Source organism: Paraglaciecola sp. (assembly GCF_051252315.1).
Classification (GTDB): Bacteria; Pseudomonadota; Gammaproteobacteria; order Enterobacterales; family Alteromonadaceae; genus Paraglaciecola.
This window is the reverse complement of the sequence record NZ_JBPOFP010000119.1, coordinates 1-13,021: the sequence shown is the minus strand read 5'-3', so window position 1 is coordinate 13,021 and position 13,021 is coordinate 1. Positions and strand designations below refer to the sequence as shown.

At 37.5% G+C, this 13,021-nt stretch carries 9 protein-coding genes; 5 read left to right on the top strand and 4 right to left on the bottom strand.

The features are described from left to right. Positions 1–296 precede the first annotated feature (296 nt). The 4 genes from ACSHXM_RS17965 to ACSHXM_RS17950 all read left to right on the top strand — a co-directional run bounded on the left by ACSHXM_RS17965 (position 297) and on the right by ACSHXM_RS17950 (position 5,698). Positions 297–674 (top strand): BlaI/MecI/CopY family transcriptional regulator, encoded by a 378-nt coding sequence (locus tag ACSHXM_RS17965; protein WP_435691056.1) that lies wholly within the window; start codon positions 297–299, stop codon positions 672–674. Further along, positions 667–2,601, top strand: a complete 1,935-nt coding sequence (locus tag ACSHXM_RS17960) for a M56 family metallopeptidase (protein ID WP_435691054.1) — start codon at positions 667–669, stop codon at positions 2,599–2,601. The genes ACSHXM_RS17965 and ACSHXM_RS17960 overlap by 8 nt, the downstream gene beginning before the upstream one ends. 508 nt (positions 2,602–3,109) lie before the next feature. Then, the gene (locus tag ACSHXM_RS17955; protein WP_435691052.1) at positions 3,110–4,471 is read left to right on the top strand and encodes a hypothetical protein; all 1,362 of its coding nucleotides are present in this window, start codon (positions 3,110–3,112) and stop codon (positions 4,469–4,471) included. 24 nt (positions 4,472–4,495) lie between these two features. After that, on the top strand, positions 4,496–5,698 hold the full coding sequence (locus ACSHXM_RS17950; protein ID WP_435691050.1) for an aminotransferase class V-fold PLP-dependent enzyme: 1,203 nt from the start codon (positions 4,496–4,498) through the stop codon (positions 5,696–5,698). Positions 5,699–5,791: 93 nt separating this feature from the next. Here ACSHXM_RS17950 and ACSHXM_RS17945 read toward each other — a convergent pair whose 3' ends face one another. The 3 genes from ACSHXM_RS17945 to ACSHXM_RS17935 all read right to left on the bottom strand — a co-directional run bounded on the left by ACSHXM_RS17945 (position 5,792) and on the right by ACSHXM_RS17935 (position 10,735). Next, positions 5,792–9,310, bottom strand: a complete 3,519-nt coding sequence (locus ACSHXM_RS17945) for a TonB-dependent receptor (protein ID WP_435691048.1) — start codon at positions 9,308–9,310, stop codon at positions 5,792–5,794. A gap of 497 nt (positions 9,311–9,807) precedes the next feature. Further along, complete coding sequence (locus ACSHXM_RS17940; protein WP_435691046.1) at positions 9,808–10,023, bottom strand: hypothetical protein; 216 nt, start codon at positions 10,021–10,023, stop codon at positions 9,808–9,810. A gap of 184 nt (positions 10,024–10,207) precedes the next feature. Continuing rightward, the gene (locus tag ACSHXM_RS17935) at positions 10,208–10,735 is read right to left on the bottom strand and encodes a hypothetical protein (RefSeq protein WP_435691044.1); all 528 of its coding nucleotides are present in this window, start codon (positions 10,733–10,735) and stop codon (positions 10,208–10,210) included. Positions 10,736–11,038: 303 nt separating this feature from the next. Here ACSHXM_RS17935 and hpf point away from each other — a divergent pair, with 303 nt between their 5' ends. After that, entirely contained in the window at positions 11,039–11,395 is a 357-nt protein-coding gene (gene hpf, locus ACSHXM_RS17930; RefSeq protein ID WP_435691042.1) for a ribosome hibernation-promoting factor, HPF/YfiA family, read from the top strand. Between the two features lie 95 nt (positions 11,396–11,490). On the opposite strand, the gene ACSHXM_RS17925 is transcribed toward hpf, so the two are convergent. Next, positions 11,491–12,606 (bottom strand): c-type cytochrome, encoded by a 1,116-nt coding sequence (locus tag ACSHXM_RS17925; RefSeq protein ID WP_435691040.1) that lies wholly within the window; start codon positions 12,604–12,606, stop codon positions 11,491–11,493. Between the last annotated feature and the right edge of the window lie 415 nt (positions 12,607–13,021).

Sequence of the window (13,021 nt, the reverse complement as noted above, 5' to 3'; positions counted from 1 at the left end):
GCACGCAGGTGGTATCAACGGCATCGATCCAGTAGGCACTACATACCAATTAGCAAAACTACTTCGTGAAGCAAACAAGATCACCGTAAATAATAAAAAGCCCCAATTTTCTTTTAACAAATTATGTGATTTTTTACCCATTTTTCTATTCCTTAAATATGTCTGGTCCCAATAAGACAAAGGCGTAAAACGAAAGTTTCCTAAAAGGATGTAAGTGTTTGTAACAAGTCGCCTTGCAACTACGACTCTTATCGTATATGTTTATTACGACAGATATCGTAGTTAAGGATGAATAAATGATAAACCCCGCACCAGCAGAGTTAGAAATATTGAACCTTCTTTGGAATTTACAGGAAGCCACGGCTCAAACTGTAAATACTCAACTTAATACTCAAAGAAAAGTTGGTTATACAACCACTTTAAAAACCATGCAGGTTATGACCGAAAAAGGATTATTGGATAGAAGAAAAGAAGGGAAAAGTCATATTTATTTCCCCAAAATTCAAGAATCTACCACTAAAGAAAGTTTACTTAGTAAGTTTATAGACAATACTTTTGGTGGTTCAACCAGCCAGATGATGATGCAATTGGTTGGCAAACACAAAGTTAATCAAGATGAATTAAAAAAAATTAAGACATTTCTAAAGGACTTAGAGGATAAAGATCATGGATAAATTAATTTCGTTTTTTGATAGCCAACTTATTTATGCACTTGGATGGACAATCATACATTCGTTTTGGCAATCTCTTTTAGTACTAGGGTTGTTAAGTGTGAGTTTAGTTATAAATAAAAACTCCCGTCCTGAAACCCGATACTGGTTAGCATTAATAGCTATGTTCTGCTGTTTTATTATCAGCATTAAAACCTTTATTTATTGCAAACAAGACATAGTTCAAGCGAGTTTAATGTTTGAACAATTGCAAGGGTTTTCCTTTAACGAAGCCAGTTCATCAACTTGGGGCAGTATCTTTCAAACGATTAATCCATGGCTTGACACAATTGTACTTGTTTGGTTTTTGGGATTTTGTTTACAAGCCGCACGCTGTATTTTAGATATATTAATCAGCCAATATTTAAAACAAACGTCAATTTCACCGATATCCCATGAGTGGAATAACATATTTTCTGCTTTAGTCAAAAAAGTAAATATTCAAAAACAAATTACCTTTTTGCAATCTAGTAAGGTCCAAGTCCCCTGCGTGATTGGACACTTAAAACCAGTTATTTTAATTCCTCTAGGCATGTTAACTCAGCTGTCAGTATCACAAGTAGAGGCAATAATACTCCATGAACTCGCGCATATTAAACGCCATGATTACCTGTTTAATACCTTTCAATCTGTATTAAAAGTCATCTTTTTCTTTAACCCAGCGGTTTTAGCCATGAGTAAAAAAGTAGACATAGAGAGAGAAAATGCTTGTGATGATATTGCAGTAGAAACCTGTGGAGATCCGCTACTATTCGCCAACAGCTTAAGTCAATTTGCCAATGTAACAGCCAACAACACTTCACTTTTAGCTGCTAATAAAGACAGTAATCAGTTGTTAGTTAGAGTGCAGCGGTTATTTTCCACCGAGAAAAAATTCTCTAATTTAATAGAAAAGATGTGCGCTTTGGTATCTGTTGGAATCATTACCTTAAGCCTTAATTTACATGCAGCCACGCCTGTAAAAACGGCAGTTGTGTCTCCTAAAAATATGCAGCAAGTGGATGTAAATATAAAACCACAACTGCAAACAAAATCTACACAATCACTGGAGCCAGGTAGCAACCCCTTAATGAAAACTTCTGGCCCTCAAGAGCTAAAAAGCCAAACTCCAGCCCCCAAATTTGTGGCCAAATTCAACGCTACACAATTAATAACAAAGGCTCCCGATGAGTATGTGAAACAATCCTTAGAACCTATAAGTACCACTTTTGTAAATCCCTCTGTAGTCCCAGAACTAAACCACAAAACACCAGAACCCAAGACACCAACTCAGTCGGACACGCTTCCTCAACAAGACATTGTGGCCAAACTCGAATCACCGCAGATAGCTGCACATTCCGCGCATGAAACGGTCAACAATCTAAAACACAGAGCCTCACTTAATTATTTACAACAGGAAGAAGCACCCAAAGCACCAGTTATTAGTTGCGGCAGGCTGACTAGTACGACCTTGATTCCTAGAGGAGGTTATGCAGTACCTATTGGGAAACATAATGGCAAACGGTTACACTTTCTGAAACAAGGCGGCATAGGTGTAAGCTTAATTGAATCCAGCGGTTTTATCTCACTCAATCTATCACCTGGATTACATACTTTTACCGGTTTCGCTGTGTGTACAAGTAGTTCTTGTGAGTTTTCTAGAATGTTGGGAGGCACTGAAGCAGATGAAGTTAAGTTTAACATTAATGTAGAAGCGGGAAGGAAATACAAGGTATTTGCACTGCCAGCAAAACCTAGGAGTTTAAAGCCAGGAAAACGATTTACTGCAATAGTGAAATCAAGCCCGTTAGAGGAATGTAAAGGTCCAAAACCTAAGCTTTCACTTACTACAATACCGACGACCAGTCAGCTAGCAGAGGCAAAACCATCTAAAACAATGATAACGAGTTAGTCATTATTAGTGGTAAAAAGTGCGTTTAATTGCACAATACACTTAAACCCTAAATAGTGGAAAAACAAACATTTAAAATAACAGCCTGAAAATCGGGCTGTTTTACTTTTTAATTCAGCCCAAATCGCACCTTACAAACTAAATATCCCGCTAACAATTAAATTCTTTTACAAACGTCGGCGCCTAATTTAATAGGCATGGATAATGAGTAATCTATTCGATAGTTTACTGCATACGATTCAACACCCCATAAAAAGTTTAATCTTAGATAAAGCATGTGATTGGATATCAATGACTTCATTAAAAGCAGTCCGAAAAAATTGTTGTGCTCACTAAACAATCTTAAATAGATTTAGGTGCAAAAATATTGCATAATTTTAATACAACAAAGTGATTTAGTATCCAAGAAAGGATGAAATAATTGTTGAGTAACCTCCTACTTTCAAACATTGTCGCACCACTAGTCGAAATTTTTTCCGAGTCGAAATTTTGGACTCTGTATAAAAATATGCTTAAGCTGCATATAAAAAGCGACAGTGAAAGTTTTAAAGAGCCTCAAGATAGGCTGAGTAGGTTGTTAAAAACCTTATACAATATTCCTTATTGGCAACCCATACTGAACTCTTCAAATATCGTATCTGACAATATCGATTCGACTAATTCATACCAATGTTTAGCTCTTTTACCTGTTACAACCAAATCCACCTACAACAAAAATTTTCCAGATAAAATTACTTCGTCAAATAACAAGAGTACTTGGCAATTTCTTTCTTCTGCTGGCACCAACGACCGAATGACTGTGGTGACCGATTTCGTAAAAAGAGATTATTTGAGAGCAGCTGAACACCTAACAATTAAACTGTCTCAAGGACAACCTTTTGGCCGTTGTACTGTCGATATTCCTCCTTCAGCATGTAATGTTGTATGTGGACTTGCAGATGAAGGGCCAGAACCCCTTATCCATTATCTTTTATGGATAATCAAAGTTAAGCGTACTCTAAATCGAGCTATTTTGAGCGATATTAGGGGCAGAGTCGAAAGACAAATATTTTTAAAAAGAAAAACTTTAATGCCTATAGAATCAAATGACTGGGCGCATATTTGTATTCAACTAGATACTTATTTAGAACAAATAAGTACAGAAAAAATTAAAGTCATAAGAGGATACCCTCATTTTTTATATTGGTTGGCAAAACGAGCTGTACAAAAAGACTTAAGCTTTCCTCACGTTGAAGTACTCATCCCCTATGGCGGGTTAGCTGGAGAAGCTTTAGTATCTTTTATTTGCTCTGTTTTTAAAGCTGACTTTGTCAATGTTTATGGGACAGGTGAAGTAGGGTCAATTGGAATTTCCAACAAAAATAGTCATGAGTTAAATGTATATAGAAGTGTAGTGCATGTTGAAGTGGTAGATGATGAAGGCAATACCGTTAAAAATGGTCAGCACGGAAATATTCTTGTGACGGACTTAACCAATCAAGCCATGCCAATTATTCGGTATAGCATCGGTGATATGGGCGTTATTTCCTCTAACGAGTCCGAGCCTAACACACTTATTGTATTAGGCAGAAAAGTAGAATCAATGCTCCTTGCTAGTGGAAAAACGGTTTACGCAAGGCAAGTTCAAAATTTATTCTTTGCTCGTGATGAAATTATAAATTTCAAAGTAGAAAGGCTTACCGCTAAGATGTTCAAGATTCAAATTGTGTTATACAAACCGTCTGAATTAATTGGGTTTGCAGAAGAACTCCAAACGATATTCGAACTAAGTAAACCACCTAAATTACACCTAGTTGAATTTATTTGCCCTGAAAGTAGTGGTAAATACATAGCAGTGAAAGACTCTTACACAAAACGTACAAGTCACTAATTAGGCTTGAGTAAAGGATTATAAATGGCACTTCAAAACGCAGACCTTATTGACCAATTCCCTATACTAAAAAGAGAAACTGAATCCGGAAATAGACTGATATACTTAGATAGCGCCGCCACTACGCTAAAACCTCAATGTGTGATTGATGCGGTTACTGATGTTCTGACTAACCGTACAGCTAACATTCATCGTTCTGTACATTTTTTAGGTGACGAAGCGACCCATTTGTATGAAAAGTCACGTGACATGACCGCCATGTTCATAAATGCCACGGCAAGTAATATCATTTTTCTACGTAATACGACCGAAGCGTTAAACTTGGTGGCTAGGTGTTTTGTTAGAGAAGGCCGTGTAATAACCAGTTATGCCGAGCATCATTCTAATTACCTGCCATGGGAAGACAACGTCCACCGACTAAAAGTAGATCAAAACGGACAAGTTGATTTAGAAGAGCTAGAACAAGAACTCAGTAAAAAAGACGTGTCATTGGTCAGTTTATCTCACATATCAAACGTGACCGGTAATATTCTCGACATAAAGAAAATTTGCGAGTTAGCCCACAGTTTTAACGCTAAAGTGTTAATTGACGCAGCTCAATCTGCCCCCCATGTACCGATAGATGTGGAAGACTTAGATGTGGATTTTTTAGCCTTTAGCGGGCATAAACTCGGTGCTCCAACGGGTGTTGGAGTATTGTATGGTAAAATAGAGTTATTAGAACAAATGGACATGTTCCATAAAGGCGGCTCTACCATAGAAAGTATTGACGGAGGGCAAGTACAATTAAAGAATGCTCCTTGGAAATTTGAAGCCGGTACACCCGCGGTAGAGTCAGTTGTTGGCCTGTCAGCTGCATTGGAATTTCTAATGGACACTGACATGGATAGAGTTAACGACATTTTTAACCACCTATCTGAATATACTTACAAAAAGTTAACCGAAAACTTCTCAGAAGAATATCTCATTAGCCAAAAAGGCTCGGTGAAACATGGCCCATTTAGCCTGTGTTTTAATGGAATATCGCCACATATCATTGCTAGAGGCTTAAGCGATCGATACAGCATTTGCACACGCTCAGGTTTTCACTGCGCACAACCTTTACATCAAATGATCGGAAAACCTGCGTCTCTCAGGTTAAGTTTTTGGTTATATAATTCCGAAGCGGATATTGACGCCACCATTGATGGCATTAAACAAATCGTTGATCTGGTCAATATTAAATAATTGCCACTCGTTGTTTAAGGTTGAATTCCTGTGCTTGTATCAAAAAAAAGCCCGCTAGGCGGGCTTTGACTTACACACATGAACACAAAATTGTTAGAACTTCCAATTCACACTTAAACGGTAAAACGAAGCGGCTAAATCTCGATTGAAAACTGCATTTTCAATAACCGTATACGAACGACTGACTTCTTCGTTGATGTTAGTTGCTTTAAACATCACACCTAAGTTGTTTGAGAAATCATAACCTAGGGTAAAGTCGATCTGCGCATATTCTTCGTTCCAACTTCTTGGTGTCACATCTATACGGTTGGTATAAATATTAGACCCTGCATAAGCTGTTCTGTTGGCATCTACTTGCCCTAAGGAAAAATCTTGATAACCTTGCTGTCCATCTCCTCTTAAACTCATATCACGCCAGTTATATGCGATACGTGCACTCCAGCCATTTTTTTCATAGAAAAACTGTAAGTTATAAGTAGAGTCAGAACGATTAGGCACAGGTAAAGCTAACCCAGTATATTCGTCATATTCGGTATCTTGCTCACTATCTAAAGCAGTATAGTTAGCCTGTATACCAAATCCTTCGAAGGCTTCACCAAGGTAATCAAAGGTGTGTACAGCGCCAATTTCCCAACCATCTATTTTACCACCACCACCATTAATCGGACGGCGTACTAAACGATTTAACGCCACATTAAAGTCTGTGGTATGGGTTCTTTGATCGATTAAATCTTTAGTGAAATAAGTCACAGATATGCTGTCAGTTTCAGACTGATACCATTCCCAGCTCAAGTCCCAAGATCTAGTTTTATAGGGTTTTAAATTCGGGTTACCTTGAGAATAAATTGGCCAACCAGAAGGATCTAAACTTAAATCATTAGGCCCCGGACGAGCCATAGTTTCATATGCGGCAAAACGTACAAACATGTCGTCTTCGATACCTAATGATAAATTTAGGCTAGGTAGAGTAAAAGTGTAATCATATTCAGAACCTAGATAATCCTTATGTAATGAACCACCATCTTCGTTAGGTGTACCAGTAGCAATAAAACCGGTAGCAGGGGCATTAGAATCAATCACAAAAGGAGATTTAAAAATCACCGCAAATTGATCACCACCGGCTTCTTCACGGGTATTACAAAAGCTGCGACGAGGCTGATAATTCGGGTCTAATTTATTATCATTCCGGCCTTGGTGAGTGGAAAGTGGTTCATCCCAATATGAAGGGGTTAAGCTTGGCTTATCGCCTACTTCGCCACCTTCTTGCCAAGCCAACAAATCTGCTCTATAGGAAATTTGCTCTCCTCGCACCACCTCTGTTTTTTCTAAGTCAATTTCCCAAGGCATATTACAGTGGGCAATATAGGCTTCTGACTGGCCTTTAGTTTCACCACGACGAATACCGATATTACCGCTTAAAGGCATATCGGCGATTTCATATTCAAAATTAAGTTTCAAGTAAAATGCGGTAGTATCTTCAAATACTTTTTCAGTTTGCAAGTTGTTCAGTACGACATCATGTCCGCCATAAACTGCATTGATGAAGTTATCCCATTTTTGAGGGCTTCCACTTGCAGCCCAATATCGACTAGGCAGGTTATCAGCTACGCCTTGCATACCATCACGAAGCTCTAAGAAATCGTCCAGTTGTTCATAAGTTACACTTGAGAAAGTCGCACCATCGTCACCACCATCCACTAATGGATCTTCAACTAAAGATGTCAAAGTTCTTTGTGGATTACCACTTCGTCTATCTAGGCCGTCTGGTAAACCATCACCATCTAAATCATCTGGAATGCCATCCGCATCGTTATCCAGAAAACCAGGTTTAAACGGCGTTCTAAAATCAGAACGGTCTTTCCAGTTTTCTAATTTGTCATAACGGCCACCAAACTCAACTCGAGTAATGCCAGCAAAATCCACATCCCAATCAAAATCTAAACGAGCTTCATCGATAAAACCACGTGTACGAGATAACCCTTTACTCAAGTTTTGTAATCGGTGTAAATCATTACGCTGGGCTGGATCAGTATAGTCAGGATTAAAACCGGCTATATTCTGTCCACCAATACGGGTGACGCCGTCTTCTGCTAAAATCGGCTCTCGCCATAAAACTTCATAACTTGGCAGATCGTGTCCATCTCTAATATCGTAGCTAAGACTTGGATATAAACGTCTGCCAGTTTCAGGGTGAAAGGTTTCAACCCTTAGGTTCATATTTCTATTTAAATTATCTGTTTCAGATTCTGATTGGCCAAATTTAGCCGAGACGGCAAACGTATCGGTAATATTCCAATCAATATCTAAACCGATATTAAGTGACTTTTTATCTAATACTTGTAAAAAGCCATTTGAATTAAGCGGCGAACCTTGGTTATTGTTTTCTGAATCTGATAAAAAGATCCCAGACGTTAACATAGAACGGCTAATCGGATGGGTTGCCAATTCTCCTGACGTGAAGTACTGATTGGAAATATTGCCGTTAGGTAATTCAAAATCACCCATTATTGTGCTGCCATCATACTCTGCAGGATTAGCTTCACGGGTTAAGGTATCCCAAGTCGCTCCTGGTTCTAACACTATGCCTAATTCACCGCGAGCATCTCGGTTACCGCCTAAACAAGTAGAACATAGAGAAAATCGGGACTGAGCCTTTTGATTAGAATAATCGGTATATGAACCTTTAAACTCAATACTTAAATCATCGGTGGGTGCCCATTGAATAGCACCATTTATAGATGTATTTTCAATCTCTAATTCTTTCTGGTTAACATCAGTCCAACGGGGGATAAACGCAGCATGATCAGGCGCTTGGCCTAAGCCATGTAACAAAGAGATTGAACGTCCGACACCAGCAGGTTCATATTTACCATTTCTATTTCTATCGACACCATGATATCGAGAACTCGCACCTTCAGAATAAGCATTTTTATTTTCTTGATCTAAGTTAATCAAAACACCTAAGGTACCAGCACCATCTAATTCCCATTGATTAGAGATTAACCCAGAAAACTTAGCCCCAGGGTCGCTTTTTAACGAGTTGTCATTTAACTCCGCTGAAGCACGGGCTTCAAATCCTTTAAAATCTAAAGGAGAAAACGTAGTTAATTCAACAGAACCACCACTGCCCCCTTCAATTTGATCTGCAGTAGGAGTTTTACTTACCGTAATTGATTTTACGATTGATGAAGACATAGCATTTAGTCTATTTTCTCGGTTATCAAACCCGTCAGTTACCACCCCTTTACCGTTAATGGTTAAGGCATTTTCACTAAAACCCCGAATTTGGAATGAACTACCATCTCCCGCTTCATCACGACCTATAGTCACACCAGTGACACGCTGTAAGGCTTCGGCAATATTTGTATCGGGCAGTTTACCAATGTCGCTGGCAGAGATGGCATCTACAATTTGTGCTGCATGGCGTTTAATTGTAGCTGCATCTGATAATGCTTTATAAGTACCTGTGACTTCAATTCTTTCCAACTCACCGTCAGCATTACCGGCTTTTTCTTGGGCAAAAGCGGCACTCATCATAGTTAAAGGAAACAGCGACACCACTTGTAGTAATGTACTACATTTTGATTTATTGAATTTTTTTACGTTTTTCATAACGTAACTCCTCAAAGATTAAATATTTTTTATTATTAAACCAACGCGAAAAACAACTTAAGCCGTTGTTAAACAAGACATATAGTTAAAAAGAAAAACCTTACTATTTGTATAAAAGCAGTCGGTTAATTTAAAAAACAATTAAAATTTTGATTGAAACAACACTATTACTCATAACTAAACTATGTGCAATAACTTAAAATAATTAAAAATTAACAGAATAAACACACTATATATACATAAGTTACACATAATACATTTATTATTTTGTATTACAATATGCATTTAAATTTAAATTAATGAAGTATTCAATGAGGGGAAATTAGTTAAGCAATATAATTTTAGGTGAATTTATTTAGCTAAGAATTGGAGCTGTTAAAAGGACCAAATTTAAGAATAGAATACAAAAAACATTGTAATGAAGTAACGTTCAAGAGGGGGGAGTTTAATGAAACACATGAGCAGTTAATAAACCTAAACTCAAGACAATAATAAACTTATACCTCTTCTCCGTCATATTGACGAGCCAAATCATCTAATTCAGAGCATGTATAATCAAACCCCTTGCCATCAAATTGGTATGTTATTTTGACTGAGTCTGAGCCTTTAAATAATTTTGCTTTTACATCTGCCACTGACCAGTGTTTCAGCTCATTTAAAAAACGATTGGCTATTTGGGCTGACTTAAATCGATAAGAAATTTCAGTTTTCATAAGAATTCAGTGGGCTGTTAATTGCTTAATATTAAAAACCCAGCAGTTTGTAGATTTTATAAATTTAGTCAAGATTAAAACAAGAACAAAAACCTTACAAAGTTATAAGTTACAAAGATCATGTTACTTAACCCGAGCTCAGATTATTTAATGCTGTTATCAATAATGTGCATTTTTTCTTTATTTACTGGCCTAATAAAGTTCGTATTTCATTTAACGCACTCACCGCAAAACCTCGGTCATAGAAATACATTATTTTGCCTTTGCTATCTAATAAAATAACTCTTGCGTTGTTAGGATTTTGATTGCCAGTAAATCGTTGAACTCTATCACCATCTGCATATACAGTAATTACACCTTTCCACAATTCTTTAGGAATACCTCTGCGCATCCCGTTATCAATATAAGTACTGAACATACGGGGAAACATACCTTGGATGGTGGGAATTTCATAAGCTGAAATGTTGGTCTGTGTCATGTCTAAAGCTATAAGCCACCTATCAATATCGAATTGAGAGTCTTGCTTGTACCCAAGTAATAAAAGCGTATTTTGCCCTAATAAATCATCAGGCAGAGATTTAGATTGCCCTTCCAAGCTTTCACCCTGCACTTTTATCATAGGTTCACCAATTTTAACTTGGCTTGAATAATCGTAATTAGCACACCCAGTTAGGGCGCCTAAGAGCAATAAGAACCATACATTTTTCAACATTAAAACTTCGCCTTTTTTATCATTTTTAGTCAATACGTTGCTCAAGTACTTTGAGATCATTGGTTCCATAGTAATTGTCAATACAATATGTGGTGCAAATCATTATGGACAGTTGAGCATTGATGCATAGTTTTTTGCAACTTTATGGAAAGTTCAGACTCCTAATACTAGAATTAGAATTCACTACTTTTAAGAGAGGTAAAAATTACAAAAATTTCAGGCTAGGGGTTTAATCTAATTAATTCATCCCAAAGTCTATATTGCAACATAAGAAAAAACGTTAAATTGAAAAAAGGAAAACCTATGAAAGTAAATATTTCCGGTCACCATGTAGAAATCAGCAACGGCGTTAAAGAACATGTAGAGCAAAAATTAGCCAAGTTAGCGAGTCACTTCCCTTCTCTTATTTCCATAGAAAGTATCATCACCAAAGAACATGGTGAATTTCACGTTGAATTAGTCACTAATTACGAAAATACCCGTATTGCAACATCTGGTAACGACAAAGTGATGTACCCAGCCATTGCCAAAGCAGCCAAAAAACTAGATGCTGCTTTGAGTCATCGTAAGGGACAGGTAAAAGGTGATTTACACAAAAAACCGCCAACCGATGCCCCAGAGATAGCGGTGGATATAATTCAGGGCATGGAACTTAATTAAGCCCGGTTCTAATTTATTAAAAAGCGAGTTATTACTCGCTTTTTTTGTAGGTAAACAACACATTTTTCATACTAAATATGGTTTATGACTCGGCTCTAATGGTTAGAATCAAGGTTACCCTTTGCGTCTGTACTTTGTGCTCGTGTGACAGGATATCCCATATTCATCCAACCAAATATTCCTTCATATAAAACGGCGGTTTTTTCATACCCCAACTCAGCTAATTTCTCAATCACGTGCACTGCAGCAGCTCTTGGACAAGAACAATAGGCGACTATCTGAACATCTTTAGGTAAATCAGTGACTTTATTTGCTAACTCTTTGTAATAAGGAAAAGGAATCGCCCCTTCAATATGCGCTCTTTGCCAAACAGAAGTGACACGAGTATCAAGCAATATCATTTTTTTCTTAGCGATTAATGCCTTATTTAATTCCTCAGATGAAACAAACTTACCTTCAGAAAGTGTAAAATTAGGATCTTCATTTTGTGGGTTTATCACATATTCTTCTGGAGTGGGAATATCGCGAAGAACAATCTTTTCTAATGTCCAACCACTGGCTTTGCTTCTAATAAAAGCCGTTACGTTATCGATGTCTTGCTGAGATAATACATCCGTAAAAGCCACCATAGGAGTGCCTTGCCTGCCATGCTCAATGGCATATCGAATAAATTCATCTTTGTTATGGGCTAATGCCGATTGATTACCTAAAGCAGGCGCATTAACCCCCTCTCCATTTTTACCATGACAACTAGCACAGTTTTGCTGATATACCAGCGCCCCTTTATCAGCATCTCCCAACACGGGTGATTCAGTTAACTTTTTACGCTCTGCCCCTGATTGCCAGAACAACCAATAGGTTAAATCCCACACTTCGTCCAAGGTCAAAGGACCACCCACTTCATCTAAATACCCACCCATTGCGGTGCCTTCTCGGCCATACGAAAGTGGGCGTAAAATAGAATGAGGAACACCTGATTCAAATAAACTTTTACTACGTAACGAAGGAGCATGGTCATTTATGTACCCTTCTCGGTTTTCTCCGTGACATAAAATACAATATTTTTGATAATTTGATGCTGCTCTTCTTGATTGCTCTTCAGTGAGCACACGTGGTGGGTCCTGTTTTTCATATATTTGTTTAGCTTGGCAACTTTCTGAATACACACCACAAATCATCACAACTAATACACTTGTAATCAAAATTTTCATGTTCAAATTCCGTTATTACTATATTTCCTTGGCAGCAGTATATCTAAACCACTTTAATCTGCCATAAAATCGCACATATCTAGTGGAAATTTCATTACCTAAAATGACTTAAACACCTGATATACCAATCACTTTCACGCAAACGTGATTATTTTTTCCTCAATAAACTATTCATTATTCTAAACACTAGACAATCGTGCGATTCAATAATAGATTAGTGATTCGCCTATGAATCATTGATTTTTATTATAAAGGATTAAAATTGATAAGAATTCCATTACAAAAACCAGCTGAAAATCAACAAGTTCTTATCATAGACGGTCAATCTCTCGTACATACTTTGGTAAAAACAGCATTATTAGATGCTGGCATTGATAACGTACATAGCGCACATGACGCATATGCAGCACTGAGA